This is a genomic window from Saccharicrinis aurantiacus, from assembly GCF_001660705.2.
GTDB classification, from domain to species: domain Bacteria; phylum Bacteroidota; class Bacteroidia; order Bacteroidales; family Marinilabiliaceae; genus Saccharicrinis; species Saccharicrinis aurantiacus.
This window is the reverse complement of record NZ_LYBV02000032.1, coordinates 1-16,351: the sequence shown is the minus strand read 5'-3', so window position 1 is coordinate 16,351 and position 16,351 is coordinate 1. Positions and strand designations below refer to the sequence as shown.

General features: G+C 36.5%; 13 protein-coding genes. 7 read left to right on the top strand and 6 right to left on the bottom strand.

Annotation, left to right across the window (positions count from 1 at the left end; all coding sequences use genetic code 11):
* Positions 1–14: 14 nt before the first annotated feature.
* The gene (locus A8B35_RS15415) at positions 15–1,310 is read right to left on the bottom strand and encodes an OmpP1/FadL family transporter (protein WP_068473791.1); all 1,296 of its coding nucleotides are present in this window, start codon (positions 1,308–1,310) and stop codon (positions 15–17) included.
* Positions 1,303–2,037 carry a type III pantothenate kinase gene (locus A8B35_RS15410; RefSeq protein WP_068473788.1) on the bottom strand — a complete coding sequence of 245 codons (735 nt, stop codon included), beginning with the start codon at positions 2,035–2,037 and terminating at the stop codon, positions 1,303–1,305. Before A8B35_RS15410 ends, A8B35_RS15415 begins: the two co-directional genes overlap by 8 nt.
* A gap of 112 nt (positions 2,038–2,149) precedes the next feature.
* Here A8B35_RS15410 and A8B35_RS15405 point away from each other — a divergent pair, with 112 nt between their 5' ends.
* Complete coding sequence (locus A8B35_RS15405) at positions 2,150–3,217, top strand: response regulator (protein ID WP_068473785.1); 1,068 nt, start codon at positions 2,150–2,152, stop codon at positions 3,215–3,217.
* A gap of 63 nt (positions 3,218–3,280) precedes the next feature.
* Here A8B35_RS15405 and mfd read toward each other — a convergent pair whose 3' ends face one another.
* Positions 3,281–6,607: a transcription-repair coupling factor gene (gene mfd / locus A8B35_RS15400; protein WP_068473782.1), complete on the bottom strand. Its 3,327-nt coding sequence runs from the start codon at positions 6,605–6,607 to the stop codon at positions 3,281–3,283.
* A gap of 221 nt (positions 6,608–6,828) precedes the next feature.
* Here mfd and A8B35_RS15395 point away from each other — a divergent pair, with 221 nt between their 5' ends.
* The 3 genes from A8B35_RS15395 to A8B35_RS15385 all read left to right on the top strand — a co-directional run bounded on the left by A8B35_RS15395 (position 6,829) and on the right by A8B35_RS15385 (position 9,444).
* Positions 6,829–7,788 carry a c-type heme family protein gene (locus A8B35_RS15395; RefSeq protein WP_068473779.1) on the top strand — a complete coding sequence of 320 codons (960 nt, stop codon included), beginning with the start codon at positions 6,829–6,831 and terminating at the stop codon, positions 7,786–7,788.
* A gap of 156 nt (positions 7,789–7,944) precedes the next feature.
* On the top strand, positions 7,945–8,634 hold the full coding sequence (locus A8B35_RS15390; RefSeq protein WP_068473778.1) for a hypothetical protein: 690 nt from the start codon (positions 7,945–7,947) through the stop codon (positions 8,632–8,634).
* A gap of 282 nt (positions 8,635–8,916) precedes the next feature.
* The gene (locus A8B35_RS15385) at positions 8,917–9,444 is read left to right on the top strand and encodes an RBBP9/YdeN family alpha/beta hydrolase (protein ID WP_068473774.1); all 528 of its coding nucleotides are present in this window, start codon (positions 8,917–8,919) and stop codon (positions 9,442–9,444) included.
* Between the two features lie 83 nt (positions 9,445–9,527).
* On the opposite strand, the gene A8B35_RS15380 is transcribed toward A8B35_RS15385, so the two are convergent.
* Positions 9,528–10,523, bottom strand: a complete 996-nt coding sequence (locus tag A8B35_RS15380) for a YhdH/YhfP family quinone oxidoreductase (RefSeq protein ID WP_068473771.1) — start codon at positions 10,521–10,523, stop codon at positions 9,528–9,530.
* Positions 10,524–10,666: 143 nt separating this feature from the next.
* Here A8B35_RS15380 and A8B35_RS15375 point away from each other — a divergent pair, with 143 nt between their 5' ends.
* The gene (locus A8B35_RS15375; RefSeq protein WP_068473768.1) at positions 10,667–10,990 is read left to right on the top strand and encodes a winged helix-turn-helix transcriptional regulator; all 324 of its coding nucleotides are present in this window, start codon (positions 10,667–10,669) and stop codon (positions 10,988–10,990) included.
* Between the two features lie 39 nt (positions 10,991–11,029).
* Positions 11,030–11,389 carry a winged helix-turn-helix transcriptional regulator gene (locus A8B35_RS15370; protein WP_068473766.1) on the top strand — a complete coding sequence of 120 codons (360 nt, stop codon included), beginning with the start codon at positions 11,030–11,032 and terminating at the stop codon, positions 11,387–11,389.
* Here the strand turns inward: A8B35_RS15370 and A8B35_RS15365 are convergent.
* On the bottom strand, positions 11,365–11,961 hold the full coding sequence (locus A8B35_RS15365; protein ID WP_222844168.1) for a lactoylglutathione lyase family protein: 597 nt from the start codon (positions 11,959–11,961) through the stop codon (positions 11,365–11,367). The genes A8B35_RS15370 and A8B35_RS15365 overlap by 25 nt on opposite strands.
* Before the next feature lie 226 nt (positions 11,962–12,187).
* On the opposite strand from A8B35_RS15365, the gene A8B35_RS15360 reads away from it, so the two are divergent.
* Entirely contained in the window at positions 12,188–13,696 is a 1,509-nt protein-coding gene (locus tag A8B35_RS15360) for a phosphohexomutase domain-containing protein (RefSeq protein WP_068473763.1), read from the top strand.
* Positions 13,697–14,280: 584 nt separating this feature from the next.
* Here the strand turns inward: A8B35_RS15360 and A8B35_RS15355 are convergent.
* Positions 14,281–15,882, bottom strand: a complete 1,602-nt coding sequence (locus A8B35_RS15355; protein ID WP_068473760.1) for an apiosidase-like domain-containing protein — start codon at positions 15,880–15,882, stop codon at positions 14,281–14,283.
* Positions 15,883–16,351 lie beyond the last annotated feature (469 nt).

Here is a 16,351-nt window from a genome sequence, read left to right as displayed (position 1 = left end):
TATTAATTTGTTTATTAATCTAATTTGCGTTTAGCGAACCAAAATTCGTGTAAACTAAAGTTAACAGTAATACGACCATAATCTTCAGTGTAATCGCTTGCGCCAGATAAATTTCGTTGTCCGTATTCAAACGAAAGATTTATCATTGTTTTAGATCTCCTTAGTGGTAAACCTAGTCCAAAAGTTATGCCATAGTTGTTAAGGTCTTCTCCTGAGAGACTTACGTATTCGTTTTTGTAGAATCCACCTGCTCTATATCTAATACGCGATAGATAATTATTAACGGCTCTATCTTTTGGAATAAACTCGGCTCCAACGGAGTATCTTTGAGTATTTCTTAAGTAGTCATCACTAAAGTTGATATCTTCCCATTGTTCAAATTCGTAATCAAACCCTAACTTTAGTTTTTCTTCAATGTTGTATGATAATCCTAAACCAAGTTTGGCTGGTATCTGAAATTCATCACCGTCGTATGATCCAGTACTATAGGTTATCGTGTCAATTCTTCCTGTAGGGCTAAATAGGTTAAAATCATCACCAAAAGTCTCTCCACTTGCTTGGTATAAGGTTCTCTCACCGCTAAGGCCTTGTTTTGGTTGATATGTAGCTCCAATGATTAATGATTTATCATCAGCAATATTTATTTTATACTGTGCACCAAAATCAAAATTTACGCTTCCTACAGTCATCTTTCTGTGTGAACCATACTTTTGAGCTGTGGCATCACTGAATGTAGCTTGAGACATATTCTCAAGTGTACCAAAAATGTAATTTACATTTGCCCCGACCGAAAGATTAGACCCAATTTTATAAGATAAACCTAGATAGAGTTCTGTTAAGTTTCCATCACCAGTTAAATTTGAAACAGAAGTGGTATTGTCGTATTCTGTAATGGTTTGATATTTGTACCCACCACTTGAGAATGGCTTAAACCCTGCTGTTGCAGATGCTTTAGGGGTAATTGAAAATCCTAGTGCTACGTAATCAAATACGGTATTGCTATAGTACGCTTTTTCATTTCCACTATTTATTCCTTGCCAAAAATAAGACATACCAGCATCAAAGTAGAATGAAAGTGAATCCATTGATGCATTAGCAGCTGGATTTAAGTTGTTAATTCCATATGCTGATTGGAATGCAATTCCGGTGTGCCCCATAGCTCCATATCCCGAATAGGAAATATTTTGCATCTCACCATAACCATATCTCGATAATGGAGAATACGTACGTTGCTGAGCCGAAACTGAAAGTGTGCTTAAAATGGTTACGCATAACACTAGCAAGAGTGTTAATTTATTGTATTTATGCATTATAATCTAGTATTGTATTTAATCCGGTTAGTACCAAATTTGGAATTACAAAGATGCGATTTTTTAGATTGTTGGCAAAAAAATCTACATCTCCACCTGTTAAAATAGTTTTTGTGTTGCTATTCAGTGTTTTAAAGTGGTTTATGTAGCCTTCTATTTCGAAAATAAGGCTGTTTTGTACCCCTGACCAAATTGCCTCTTGAGTATTTTGACCCAAAAAGGGCGAATTATTATTCAGTTCCAATAGTGGTAATTTACCTGTATTCTGCTTTAATGAATTGAAACGTGTTTGTAATCCTGGAGATATATTTCCGCCATTAAACACATTATCAGAACGTAAATAGTCAATCGTTATTGCCGTGCCAGCATCGATAATTAATTTCGGATTATCTGGAAATAAGTTATAAGCTCCAGCGAGCGCTGCAATTCTATCTTTGCCGAGTGTTTGCGGACTTAAATATTCATTTTTAAAGGGTACGGGAGTGTTGGTATCAAGCAATAAAATATTTGAAGAGCCAAATACTTTTTCACTTCCATTAAAGATAGCACTCTGTTCTACTTTATCACGTACCGATGATATAATCACATTTTTAATCGGGTAGTTTACTTGTAACTGCTTAAGAGTATTTTCATCAAGAGATTTGCTTGAATAAGAATATTCAAGTTGACCCTTATCAAAAACCCCTATTTTATTGAAGGTATTTCCCTGATCAATGACTAAATTCACGAATAATTAATTTTAAAAGCGTCCAAAAATAGCATTTTTAAATTCGATATAAAAGATGTTCTTAATCATGCTTTTAAATATATAAGAGAGTTGAAACATAGCCATATATTTTATGAGGAGAATTTTGATTGTTGAGGATGATCGTTTTATAACAGCGATATTCACCATGTTTATTAAAGAACTTGGTCATGAGTTGATTGGCAGATGTGCTTCAGGTATTGAGGCTCTCGAGATTTCTAAAAAGGTGAAACCTGATGTTGTATTAATGGATATACATTTAGAAGGGGAGCTTGATGGTATTCAAACCTCTGCTCGTTTGCAGCGAGAAATTGGTGTACCTGTTATTTACGTTTCAAGTGACACTTCAACCGATGTGATAGAACGAGCTGTTGTTTCTAACTCTTATGGCTTCTTAGTAAAGCCCATTAATAAGCAAGAGTTAAGTATTGCTGTGGATTTGGCTTATTATAAATATAAAGTGGATCAGGAGCAAAAGCAACGTGAACAAGGTTATAGGGAGTTTATTTCAGATTCACCCATGCCTATTATATTAATTAGAGATGGGCGTATACTATATATAAATAACTCCGCTCTCGATACTTTGAAAACGCATTATATTGAGGATGTAATGGGGCAAGGTATTAAATCTTTTATCGGTGAAGAAAGCTACGCTGTATTAGAAAAGGGTATTGAAGATTTATTAAATAAGGGCAGTAAATTGACTCCTCAAACAGTCCAGTTTCGTACGGTTCATGGTGATGCTTTTTGGTGTGAAATAAAGGGATCCAAAGTGATGTTTAATAATCAGGAAACTGTTCAATTATTATTGAATAACATTTCTTTGGATAATAGTTGTTTAAAAAAGGAAAAAGCACTGGATTCTGTTATTGCCGAAGGTGATAAGTATGTTTTCCGAATTGATGAGAAATACAAACCAACATTGTTAAGTTATAGTCTAAAAAGCAATCTTTTTGGAGAAAGAGAGGTTGAAGCAGAAATTTCGGATATAATTAAGGAGGTAGATTCATTTAAGGAGCAAATAGATAAAATTCAGACTGAAAGTTGTGAGAGTTTTGATATTAAATTAGTGCTTAAGAATGACGACTGTATTTCTTTTACAGGCTTTCCTAAAACTTGTTCTGTTAAAAAGTTTCAAGAAATTTTATTTATTCAGCAATAGGTTTAATTATAGAATAAAAGGTCCAACTTAATAATATGCCTTATTGAGTTGGACCTTTCTGTTTTATGCTAGTACACCGGTATGTATATCTTCAAATATGGCCTTTATTTCAGATATTGATTTAATATCAGTAAATACCACACTAAGCTTGTTGCTTTTTTCTTGTAATTTGACCTGTCGCTTCATGGCCTGAATAAAACCAAGCATGTTTGTAAATACTTTAGATTGATAATATGGAGACTCTTGATTAGAAACAAAGTATATAATCATTTTACCATGTTTGAAAATGATTTTTTCAATGCCTAAATCAATAGCTAACCATCTAACTTGTACCACTTGTATTAATTCTTCAGTAGTATCAGGTATCGGCCCAAATCGGTCAATTAGTTCTGATTTATATTTTTTTAGTTCTTCTTCATTTTTTAGTCCATCCAACTTACGGTATAGTTGCATACGTTCAGCTACATTCTCTACATAATCGTTTGGTAGAAGCAATGCAGCATCCGTTTCAATGGTGCAGTCGTTCACAAACTTCATGTTGATGTCTTCTGCTTCCATTTCTTTTTTGTACACCTCTTTAAATTCGGTTTCTTTTAGCTCAAGTATAGCCTCATTAAGTATACGGTGGTAAGTTTCAAAACCTATATCAGCAATAAAACCACTTTGCTCACCTCCGAGTAAGTTACCTGCTCCGCGAATATCCAAATCTTGCATCGAGATATTAAAACCACTTCCTAAATCAGAGAATTCTTCAATAATTTTGAGTCTTCTACGCGCTTCTTGTGTAACCCCCGTTAGTGGAGGCGCTAATAAATAACAAAAAGCTTTTTTATTTGATCGACCAACACGTCCGCGTAACTGGTGTAATTCACTTAGTCCAAAGTGATGTGCATTATTTATTATAATGGTGTTGGCGTTTGGAATATCTAAGCCCGATTCAATAATAGTGGTAGCAATTAAAACATCATAATCGCCATTGATAAACCCTAGCATTATCTTCTCAAGCTGTGGGCCATCCATCTGGCCGTGGGCAACAATGGTTTTTACCTGCGGCATAATGCGATTTACCATCGCTTCTACCTCAAATATATTCTGTACTCTATTGTGAATAAAGAAAACCTGACCATTTCTATCTATTTCATAGCTAATGGCCTCTTTAATAATTTCATCATTTATGGTATGCAGTTCAGTTAATATGGGTTGGCGGTTAGGCGGAGGGGTATTTAGAATAGATAAATCGCGTGCGCCCATTAACGAGAATTGTAATGTACGTGGTATAGGCGTAGCGGTTAAAGTAAGCGTATCTACATTCACCTTAATCTTCTTCAATTTTTCTTTTATGCTAACTCCAAAACGTTGCTCTTCGTCAATAATTAGGAGGCCTAAATCTTTAAACTTCACATCTTTTCCTATAAGGCGATGTGTACCAATTAAAATATTTACCTCACCGTCTTCTAATCTTTTTAGTGCATTTTTTATTTCCTTAGGTTTGCGTAATCTACTCACATAATCAATCTCCGCAGGGAATTCTTTCAATCGCTCCTTAAAAGTATTGTAATGCTGCATGGCTAAAATAGTAGTAGGCACTAAAACTGCTACTTGTTTATTATCGGCCAAAGCCTTAAAAGCTGCTCGTATGGCAATTTCAGTTTTTCCGAAACCTACATCACCGCAAACTAGCATATCCATTGGAGTTTCTTTTTCCATAGCCTCTTTCACAAGGCGAGTGGATTTTTCCTGATCAGGAGTATCCTCATATATAAATGAAGATTCCAACTCAGTTTGCATATACGTATCCGGTGAAAATTGATAACCTGGTTCCTCTTTGCGCTGGGCATAAAGCGTTATCAACTCACGTGCAATATCCTTAACCTTTTTCTTTGTTTTGTCCTTTAGCTTTTGCCATGCAGGTGTACCCAGTTTATTAACACGTGGTGGTTCACCATCCTTACCTTTGTATTTACTAATACGGTGTAGCGAGTGAATACTTACCAAAAGGGCATCGTTATCTTTAAATATTAATCGGATGGCTTCTTGCTTGGCTCCATTTTGTGTAGACGTAACCAATCCTCCGAACTTACCAATGCCATGATCCACATGAACTACGTAATCACCCGGATTAAGCTGGCTGAGTTCCTTAAGTGAAATCGCTTGTTTTGCAATACGTGCCTTATCAGTTCTAAGACTGAATTTGTGGTAACGTTCAAAAATTTGATGATCGGTGTAATAGCACAACATTAAATCATGATCGATAAACCCTTCGTGCAATGTTTTATTGATGGGCGTATATTTTATATTACTATCCTTATCTTCAAATATTGCCTTAAGGCGTTCGTGTTGTTTCTCGTTATCCGATAATATATAATTGGTGTATCCTGAATTTTCGTTGGCAAGTAAATTCTCCTCTAGTAAATCAAAGTTTTTATTAAAGCTTGGCTGTGGCGAAGTTTTAAACGCAATTTCTTCAGCATCTTTAAAAATGCTTCGTTTGCCAAATTCAATGGTTTGTCTGCCACTAATTTGTTTATTTAAGTTTTCGCTACTTTCAAAAAGGCTCAAGCTAGGAATATCTTCTTCCTCGTTACGACTCTCGTTGCGGTGTTTTACTTTGCTGTAAGCCTCTTGCACTTTGCCAAAAGCAAAACTAAAATCGTAAGCCCAAACACGTGTTTCCTTATTTATAAATTCAAACAGCGAAATAAACTCCTTTTGTTGTTCTTCGCTATTCATATTAGGAATAATAGCCACCGACTCTAATTTCGTTTTTGAAAGCTGATTTTCTAAATCGAATGTTCGGATGCTATCCACTTCATCGCCAAAAAAGTCGATGCGATATGGATCTTCGTTTGCAAAAGAATAAATATCAATAATACTACCACGCACTGAATACTGTCCAGGCTCATACACGAAATCTACTCGCTCAAAAGCATACTCAGTTAATACTTCGGTTACAAAAGCAATATCCAACTGCTCGTTGGTGTTAATATTTAAAGTAGAATCCTGCAAAGCAGAATTGGTAGGCACCTTCTCAAACATCGCCAAGGGATAGGTAAGCACAATTGATGGCTTAGATGTGTTGGCTAAATAATTTAATGCCTCGGTACGTAATATAATGTTGCTCGATTCTAAGTTACCATACTCTGGCGAGCGCTTGTATGTAGAAGGTAAAAAGTACACCTGATCTTCGCCTATTAATTGGCACAAATCATTATATACATATGCTGCTTCTTCTTTATCGTTTAGTATTGCTAAGTGTGCACCCTGATTATGCATCATGGCAAGTAGCATACTTTTGTATGAACCTGTGGCTCCCGACAGAAATAAATGCTGTTGTTTTAAACTTTTATTTAACTTCTCTATTAAAGGATGGTTCTGATATTGCGAAATCATTACAGATAGTACTAATTGTTAATGCTCACAAAAGTAAAACTAATTATTAAAAAGGTATTCACATCCTTATTTAATATTGGGTGCATCTGGGTTTCCGTTCCTTAATGAAATGCTAATTCTTTAGAACTAAGTTATTATTAGTAAATCCTTATATTAAGGTCTGCTTGTTAGTATCTGACAAAAGTGAATATGATTTATGTTGATATGTAAACTTTAGTTATATGAAAAGTAAGTTCCTTTATTTCATCGCAGTTATACCCTTTCTGTTTTTAGCTTGTAATAGTTCTAAAAAAAATAAAGCTGATAGTGCATCTCTTGCAGAAAGTAAAAAAGAATTATCCGAAGGTTTTCACCTGATGAAAAACAATTGTTTCTCGTGCCACAGTCCAAATGCAGGAATACAAAATAAAGTGGCACCATCTATGGCATCTATTAAAAAGCATTATGCGGAGGAAGGTATATCTTACAAAGAGTTTGCTTATAATATTAGTGCCTTTTTAAATAATCCAAGCGAGCAAAATTCCAAAATGCCCGAAGCCATCAAAGCGTATAATCTGATGCCTAAGATGAGTTTTACTGATGAGCAGATTTCAAAAATAAGCAACTATTTATATCATTCAGATATTGAAAATCCCGATTGGTTTACAAAGCAATATCCCAAAGAAATGAATAATCACATTAAGAGTAATGCATTATCGCCTTTAGAGCAAGGACAACAAATAGCTATGAATACCAAAGGTGTTTTGGGTAAAAACCTATTGGGTGCCATTAAACAAAAAGGAACTTTAGGAGCTTTGTCTTTCTGCTCGATAAAAGCCATACCAATTACCGATAGTATGTCCATCGCATTAAATGCGACAGTGAAACGAGTATCCGATAAAAATCGAAATTCCAATAATGCTGCGAATTCTGATGAGTTAAAGGTGATTGCCACAATGCAGCGTGCCATAGCCAATGGAAGCAAAGTAAAACCTCAATTAATATCTTCAGATAATAAACATGTGGGTTACTATCCAATAGTAACAAATCAAATGTGTATGCAATGCCACGGAACTATTAATTCCGATATAAAACCAGAAGTTTTATCTAAAATAAAAAGCCTTTACCCCAATGATAAAGCCATAGCTTATAAAGAAAACGAGCTAAGAGGTATTTGGGTCATTGAAATGGATAAGGAATAGTTTAGTGGCGTTGTTTTAATGTAAAAACTATAAGCCCTCGAAATTATTTTTATTAGTTTTAATCTAAAATGTTGCGCAAATAAACCGTCGCTTGGTCAAATACGAAAGAGCAGGCCAACGGAATTCGCGCAATTTAATTTTAAACCCGGATAAAATATGAGTTTTCAGCGTGACTATGAAATATGGGAAGAGAGAATTAAATCGGTACAAAATAATGAACTTATCAAGCTTCGCGAAGCTGTTGATGTGTTTGCGGCAAAATGTGAAACCTTAGCTGTTGAGGCCAATAAAGATAGGGAATCTCTTAAAAATGTGGGTTTAGATCTTATATTGCTCGATGAGCTGCCTTCCCTGACAGGAGCTTTACGTTATTGTCAGGCAAGATGGATGGGCGAATTTAGAACAAAAAAAGAAGCTCAGGAGAAATGGAATGCTGCCAAGCCATTAGGTTATGAACTAAAAAGTGAACTGCTTCATTTTTTTACTTTTGCTTATCGTAAAAGTCCTAATATTACTAAAGCACTTCAGCCTATGCGCAAAAGCTCCGGACATATTGATATGATTCAAAATTTATTGGAGTTAGGAACCTTAGGCAAAAAGTACCCAGAGCCTTTAATTACAATTGGCTTTGATTTATCGAAGCTTGATGTAGCCAAATATACTTCGCATTCGCTTAGAGACCTGTTGGCATTAGCCAATGGCGATAAAGGTTCTGAAAATATGGCTAAACTTCTGCGTGATAAAACCTATACCTTACTTTTAAATAAGGTAAGAGAGATACGAGAATATGGAAGATTCATTTTTTGGCGTAACGATAAAAGAAGAGCTAAATATATCGATAGCTAATTACTAAAACCTCCGATTTTACTAGTCCCCGAGTATAATGTATCTATGAACGAGTAGTTTTAAATAGTGCACGAGTAATATATACAAGTCCTCGAGTAAATATTAATAGTACACGATCAAAATATAGTAGAGTTCGAGTAACTTGAACCTGATCTCGTGTAGTTTAATGTAGATCTCGAGTCATTTTATGTTTTTTTCACTTAAAGAGGAGGCATTTACAGTAAACAAAAATGAATTATTTTGCTTTATTTTATCAACTAAGACAATGTAAAGCAAATTACTATGATAAAATATTTCACCCTCCCGGGATATGGGAACTCTGGCCCTGAGCATTGGCAGACTTACTTTGAGCAAAAACTAGATAATTGCCATAGAATAGAACAAGATAGTTGGGATAAACCCGTTCTTGAGGACTGGCTTACTCGAATAGAAGAGGTGCTTCAGCACGAGGATTTATCCAATACCATTTTAATAACGCATAGTCTAGGTGGCATTACCTTGGCGCATTGGATAGCTAAATACAAACGAACAATAAAAGGTGCCTTAATAGTTGCTCCGCCTGATATCGAAAATCCGCACGAAGATTTTGGGGTACATACCTTTTTACCCTTACCATTAAACGCATTACCATTTAAAAGTATAGTGGCTTATAGTACCAACGATGTGTGGTGTGCAAAGGAACGTGCTTTGTTTTTTGCCAAACAATGGGGGAGTAGTATAGTTGAAATTGGTGAAGCCGGCCATGTTAACGATGCTGCAGGTTATGGTGCTTGGCCAGATGGTTTAGAACTTTTAAAAACTTTGGTATAAACGAAAAAGTCTCACGGAATAATTTTCCAGTGAGACTTTTATCTTACAGAATTGAAATATGTTTTTTATGAACTTGAGTTCAATTATCCTATTTTCACAACAGTTCTTCTTTTTACTTGTCCCTTAAGCATCAAATCAAGCTTAGCTTGTACTTCATCCAGTGAAATTTCATCACATGCTGCATTAAGTTCGGCAGGTTTCCAAGCTGTTGCTAAATTTTCCCAAACCTTTGTTCGTGCATCCATTGGGTAGTTTTGCGAGTCGATACCAATTAAACTAACTCCGCGTAAAATAAACGGAAATACCGTTAAGTCTAATTTAATGCTAGCCACATTTCCACAGCAGGTTACTGCGCCAAGCGGTTTAGTGGTTTTAATAATGTTTTCTAAAATAACTCCACCAACGGTATCTATCGCACCAGCGAAAAGAGGTTTTAATAATGGTTTTTTATCTAAAGCTTCTATATCGCTGCGTAGCATTATTTCGCTAGCACCAAGTTGTGTTAGGTAATCTTTTTCCGATTCTTTACCAGTAATGGCTACTACAGTATAACCTAGTTTAGCTAAAATAGCCACACTAACTGCACCAACACCACCAGTAGCTCCAGAAACAGCTATTTTACCAGCTTCAGGTTTTACTTCTTTAATTAATCGTTGTACCGACATGCCGGCAGTTAAACCTGCAGTACCATAAATCATGGCTTCTTGCATGCTTAAATTCTCAGGTAAAGCAACTACCCAAGCAGCCGGAACTTTAACAAACTCAGCTAAACCACCATCGGTATTCATACCCAAGTCGTAGCTTGTTACAATTACTGAGTCGCCTGCTTTAAAGGCAGCATTAGAACTTTCGGCTACGGTACCTACAGCATCAATACCCGGTGTATGCGGAAAGTTGCGTGTTACACCCTTATTACCCGAGGCCGAAAGGGCATCCTTATAGTTTAAAGAGCTGTACTTTACTTTTATTAATACTTCATCCTCAGCTAAAGCTGAAAAAGAAATGTCTTTTATGCTTGAACTAAAAGTAGCGTCGTTTTCTTCTATTCTTAGCGCTTTAAATGTTGTATTTGCTTCCATGGCCTTATTATTGCGTTATAAAATTTCTTATTTTGAGCAAAGGTCGAGCTATTTGTGTTGTAAAACAAGAGCTTACATTAGGTGCGCATACGAACATTTTGTTCCGAATTTAGAGTTGATGCATGTTTTGAGAATAGAAAAAAATGGAAAAAAGTTATTGTCCCATAGATACCTTTATTAATGTGATAAAGGGAAAACGAAAAGCAACTATTATTTTACATCTATTCCAAGGTGATAAACGTTATGGCGAGTTGGTTAAGTTATTAACCGATATTAGTGAGCGTATGCTTACCAAGCAGCTTAAGGAATTGGAAGAAGATGGTTTAATTATTAGAACCGTATTTCCGCAAGTGCCACCAAAGGTAGTGTACAGTTTAAGCGATATGGGTAAAGAAATTCACCCAACACTAAAGAGCATGTTCAGAGGAGGCATTATGTTTGAAAAACTTATTGAAGCAGCAGAGTAATGGAAAAAAAAGTAGTGAAAATAATTATATTTGGCAGCTATGAGTAAAGATAAAATACAATATAACGACAAGGAATTTAATTGTTCTTTGGCTTTTACCTTGCACCTTATTGGCGATAAGTATAAGAGTTTAATTATTTATCACCTTAAGGATGGCGCTATGCGTTCGGGAGAATTGCAGAAAAGCATCACTGATATTTCTAATCGGATGTTTACATACGCCATTCGTGGGCTCGAGAAGGATGCTTTAGTAAAGCGGACTATTCATCCGGTTACACCACCAAAGGTAGAATACGAATTAACCGATGCCGGAAAATCATTAGTCCCCATCATATTGCAATTGAATACATGGGGACAAGATTTTGCAGCCGATCATCACTTGTATGCGCCTGGTGAGTAGTGTAATTCGTATGAATGAGAGTAAATTTCGAATACCGTACCGAACGGATCTTCTACGTAGCACATTCTAAATGGCTTTTCGCCCGGATAATATTCGCGAATAGGCATACGTTGTTTTCCTCCGGCAGCCACAATCTTCTCAACCAATCCTTCTACATCCGGATCTTGAACTGAAAAGTGAAATAAACCCGTTCTGAAAGGTTCAAAAGTAGGTTTTAACTCTTTACTTTCTTTAAACTCAAAAAGCTCAAAACCAATTTTATCACCTGTTGATAAGTGTGCAATTCTAAAAGTTCCCCATCCTTCGCCAAATACATCAATACACATTTGACCTATGGCTGTTTCATTTTCTTCAATAACCTCGGTAGGTTCCATAATTACATAAAAACCCATTACTTCGGTGTAGAATTTAACTGCCTCGTCTAAATCAGGAACCGTAATTCCGATATGCGAGAATGTTTTTGGGTAGGTTTTGGCATTTCCATTATTCTCATTCATAATAGCTGTTTTTTGTGAATAACCTTGCGTTGAAATCAGTAGTGCAATAACAATTGCAAATAATCCTTTATACATTTTCGTTGTGTTATTAATTTATAACAAAAGTATAGGGGATTGTGTTGTGAAACAAGAGCTTACAAAAAATGCATATAGTAACATAAATGTGTATAATACAGGTTTGGAGGGGCTTATTAGATGAAAAAAAATGAAATAATTTTTGGTTGGGCTAAGATGTCGTTCAGGCTACTGGCCAAATACTAACAAACTATATGTACTTTTGCACAAACTAAAAAATACAAGCATGAATCAAGTGAATTGGAAGAAACTTCAGAACGGTTCCGATATTAGAGGGGTAGCCATGGATGGCGTTGCCGGAGAAAAGGTAAACCTTACAGTTGAGGTGGCCACTCAGTTAGGAAAAGCGTTTGCACAGTGGGTTAAACAAAATCAAACCATTACTGATATTACTGTTGCTGTTGGGCGCGATTCGCGTTTAACGGGCGAAAGCTTAAGCGCCGCATTTATTAGTGGCTTAACATCTGTAGGGGCAAAGGTTTATGATTGTGGTATTGCTTCTACACCTGCCATGTTTATGACTACCGTTGATAAAGCTTATTCAATTGATGCTGGGGTAATGCTTACGGCCAGTCACTTGCCATTTAACCGCAATGGTTTAAAGTTTTTTACTGGCGAAGGTGGTTTAAATAAAGCCGATATTACCGAAATTTTAAATTTAGCTGAGGCCGATAGTTTTGAATCTTCATCTACTGCCGCAGTTGTTGATACACTCGATTACATTTCTATTTATGCCGATGGACTTGTGGAGTCAATTAGAAGTAATGTTGCCGAAGGTGTTGATAAACTAGAGCCTTTAAAAGGTTTGAAAATTATTGTGGATGCGGGTAACGGAGCTGGTGGCTTTTTTGCCGATAAAGTATTAAAGCCTTTGGGGGCTGATGTTGCCGGAAGTCAGTTTTTAGATCCGGATGGTAATTTCCCTAACCATGTTCCAAATCCTGAGGATGCCGAAGCAATGCAATCTATTTGCGACGCAGTTAAAAAGGAAAAGGCCGACTTGGGAATTATTTTTGATACAGATGTGGATCGTTCTGCCATTGTTGATGAGGATGGTGAACCTATTAATAGAAATAAATTAATTGCTTTAATATCGGCAGTGATATTGGATGAGCACCCGGGATCAACCATTGTTACAGATTCGATTACTTCGGATGGTTTGGCTTGGTTTATTAATGATAAGTTAAAAGGACAGCACCACAGGTTTAAGCGTGGGTATAAAAATGTGATTAACGAGTCTATTCGTTTAAACGATGCGGGCCAAGAGAGTTGGTTGGCCATTGAAACAAGTGGCCATGCGGCTTTAAAGGAGAATTTCTTTTTAGATGATGGTGCCTTTTTGGTGGCCAAACTATTAGTGAAGTTGGCCGATTTAAGAGTAGAGGGTAAAGGTTTATCGCAATTAATTGCTGATTTGCCTCAGCCAAAAGAAGGTAAAGAAATTAGAGTTACTATAAATACTGAGGAATTTGCAGCATACGGTCAGAAAGTAATTGCCGAATTAGAAAGCAAGCTTTTGCCTAGCTGGGAAATGGTTGCCGATAACTTTGAGGGCATTCGTGTGAAATGTACGGGCGATGATGAAAAAGGATGGTTTCTGTTGCGCTTATCTTTACACGATCCGGTGATTCCTATTAATATTGAATCGGATATTGAAGGCGGTGTTGCAAATATTGCCGCTAAGCTTGAGTTGATTTTAAAGGATTATGAATTGCTAAACTTAAAACAGTTTTAGTATTTTAATATCTGCGCCAAAACCCCAGAGTCATTTTAAAAGTAAAACAGCCTTGCGCCAAAACCGCAGGGCTATTTAGAAAGTAAAACAGTCTTGCGCCATAACCGCAGGGCTATTTTGAAAATAAAACAGTCTTGCGTCAAAACTGCAGGACTATTTTAAAAATAAAACATTCTTGCGTTAAAGCCGCAGGGCTATTTTAAAAGTAAAACGGTCTTGTGCCAAAACCGTAAGGCTATTTAAAAAATGAAATGACTTTTTATCATCCATTTCAAGTTGTGTTGCCACAATGTTGTAATCGCGAAGTGTAAAGCAATATCAATGCGGTATTTTAGATACGGGCATTAAGATGATTTTGGAATGATGAGGTGAAAAGGTGTTGGTTTTACTTTTTGCTGTCGGTTCTTGGCGTGAAGGATAGGAGCGACATCCTTTGTGAGCCCATTATGGCGAAACAAAGATATAGCGGATAGCCTGACCCTTGGGGCACGCCCTATTAAACTGAGTTCGATTAAAATTAAACTGCTCACACTTTAATATGCGATGTGAGCATGTAATTTTATATCGAACTCCGGTTATATATATTATTGCTCTACTTCAGCAATCAGAATCCAATCTTGTCCGGTTTTCGGAACATAACACCATCTGTAACTTTCCCATTTTATTTGTACGGGAGCGGTGTATTCGCCTGTTAAGGGATTAAACCATTGTGTTGTAATTTTTTTGTCGGTTTTAGGCAGTTTAATGGTTAAGCTGCTGTTGGCCGAGGGGCAAAGGTAGAGGTAGGTGCCATTGTTATTGGTGAGGCAAAAGCCACTTTGCGCTTTGTTTGTGGGGGTAAATGTGTGAAAAGGATATTTTTGAAATAACTGTGTAAAGTGCTTGTAGTAGTGCATCATTGGTTGTTCGTGAGCGGGCAGTGCATCGGTGTTGGTAACTATAATACTCCACGAGCATCCTTGCCAATAATAGGTTGAGTAGGCTCCGCCAAAGGCACAAATGTAGTTGCGGTGCAGGCACGATTCTGGAGAATCGTAGTTGCCGGCAAAAACATGGTAAGGGCCGCGTTCGTATCCGCCGTGTTCGATATTAAACATGGGTTTGTTGGGGTGCTTTTGCGTTTCGCGTTGGGTAAATTGATATAATTCGGTTTGCCAGTTTTGGGTGGCCATAAAATCAACCAAGTCGGGATTGTCTTTGCAGAATCGATAGCTGTGAACGGTGAGTAAACGCTTGAAGGCATCTAAATTTCGGGCGCGCTCTATGCGTTCGCTTACATATTCGGGCGTGCATCTTCCGTAGGCTAATGCTTCCTTTGAAATATCCCAAACTACATTGGGGAATGCTTGGTAGCGTTTTATTACATAATCGAAAAAGCGATCGTCTTCAGGCGTGTTCATGGCAGGCCAGTTTACTTTTTTGTTCCAAACGTAAATCATTAAGTGGGCCACAATTTCATTGTCGTCTAAAAGCTCAACCACTTTATCAAAGTGATTGAAGAAATCTATATTGAGTGTGCTGAAGTCGGGGTTGGTGTTGTTTCCGGCAAAGGGGAAGAAATCAGGACTTCCAAAATCGTGTTCGGGTTTTATTTTAGCGTCGCGCTCCCACTTTATATCGTAAGCAAATAAATTTGTTACCAGGTGGTTAAAGCCATTTTGAGCTACGCGCTTAATAAAAACTTGGGCAGTATCTAATTTAGGCTTGCCATAATCGAGGGCAAAGAGCCAATCCATTTCAAATCCCATTAAAAAATAGGGTGTGCCATCTTCGTAAAAGAAATGTTGTGGCTTATCAGGATGAGTAATAATGCCGCCATGGTGGTTTTTGTGGGCTTGCTCTGAAATTAATAGTTTACCTTTTTTGTTATTGAGTTTAGCATGCGATGAGGTGGTTTTGTAGGTGTAAAGTCCACTTTGTTTACCAGAAAAACGAATAACATAGGTGTTGTTGCCATTGTAAAACCCAGGGATATTTTGTTTGCTGCCATCAGGAGCTGTAAAAATTGCTGAAAATTCTGTTTCAAATGGTGTTTGGCTTTCGCCTGATTTAAATGCAATATCAATTACTTCCCATTTGTTAATATTAAATGCCGAAGCTTTATGTTTTTCTTTTTTTATAGCATTTAGGTTAGTGCATATTACTATAACAAGTAGTAGTGTAATTGTGTGCAGGTACTTTTTCATTGTAGTTTTATTTAGTTGTGTTTTTTCAAAAGTAAGCGTGTTTGTGTAATATATGATATGATTTTACTAAACTATCACTACTCATAGGTGCATTTGTGTATAATAAAAAACTAGACAAGCGATAAAAGGGACACGATGAATGGTTATTTAGCCGTATTTAGGGTGTTGTTATTATATAGAGTATAATATTGAATGCTTTTTTTAATGAAACTTACTTTTCCGCTTTCGTCGGTGCTTAGCACTATTGTTAGATACATGCCGTCTAATTAATAGAGTAACATTATATCTAGGAAGAGGTATTCAATTTCACTTTTAGCACAGGTTATATTGTGCTATTCACTATGGCGACTAAAGTGTTTTCTCTGTTGTTTAAAATAATTCAAAAAACTTTCATCACTTAAAACATTGACAAAGCGCTATTTAGTTCCTATCTTAGTACTCTTGCCTCAAAAAACTTACCCTATGTACT

What these genes read in the sequence shown, in the direction of transcription:
- A8B35_RS15415 (WP_068473791.1), bottom strand. Translation starts at nt 1,310, where the DNA reads ATGCATAAATACAATAAATTAACACTCTTGCTAGTGTTATGCGTAACC.
- A8B35_RS15405 (WP_068473785.1), top strand. Translation starts at nt 2,150, where the DNA reads ATGAGGAGAATTTTGATTGTTGAGGATGATCGTTTTATAACAGCGATA.
- mfd (WP_068473782.1), bottom strand. Translation starts at nt 6,607, where the DNA reads ATGATTTCGCAATATCAGAACCATCCTTTAATAGAGAAGTTAAATAAA.
- A8B35_RS15395 (WP_068473779.1), top strand. Translation starts at nt 6,829, where the DNA reads ATGAAAAGTAAGTTCCTTTATTTCATCGCAGTTATACCCTTTCTGTTT.
- A8B35_RS15390 (WP_068473778.1), top strand. Translation starts at nt 7,945, where the DNA reads ATGAGTTTTCAGCGTGACTATGAAATATGGGAAGAGAGAATTAAATCG.
- A8B35_RS15385 (WP_068473774.1), top strand. Translation starts at nt 8,917, where the DNA reads ATGATAAAATATTTCACCCTCCCGGGATATGGGAACTCTGGCCCTGAG.
- A8B35_RS15380 (WP_068473771.1), bottom strand. Translation starts at nt 10,523, where the DNA reads ATGGAAGCAAATACAACATTTAAAGCGCTAAGAATAGAAGAAAACGAC.
- A8B35_RS15375 (WP_068473768.1), top strand. Translation starts at nt 10,667, where the DNA reads ATGGAAAAAAGTTATTGTCCCATAGATACCTTTATTAATGTGATAAAG.
- A8B35_RS15370 (WP_068473766.1), top strand. Translation starts at nt 11,030, where the DNA reads ATGAGTAAAGATAAAATACAATATAACGACAAGGAATTTAATTGTTCT.
- A8B35_RS15365 (WP_222844168.1), bottom strand. Translation starts at nt 11,961, where the DNA reads ATGTATAAAGGATTATTTGCAATTGTTATTGCACTACTGATTTCAACG.
- A8B35_RS15360 (WP_068473763.1), top strand. Translation starts at nt 12,188, where the DNA reads ATGAATCAAGTGAATTGGAAGAAACTTCAGAACGGTTCCGATATTAGA.
- A8B35_RS15355 (WP_068473760.1), bottom strand. Translation starts at nt 15,882, where the DNA reads ATGAAAAAGTACCTGCACACAATTACACTACTACTTGTTATAGTAATA.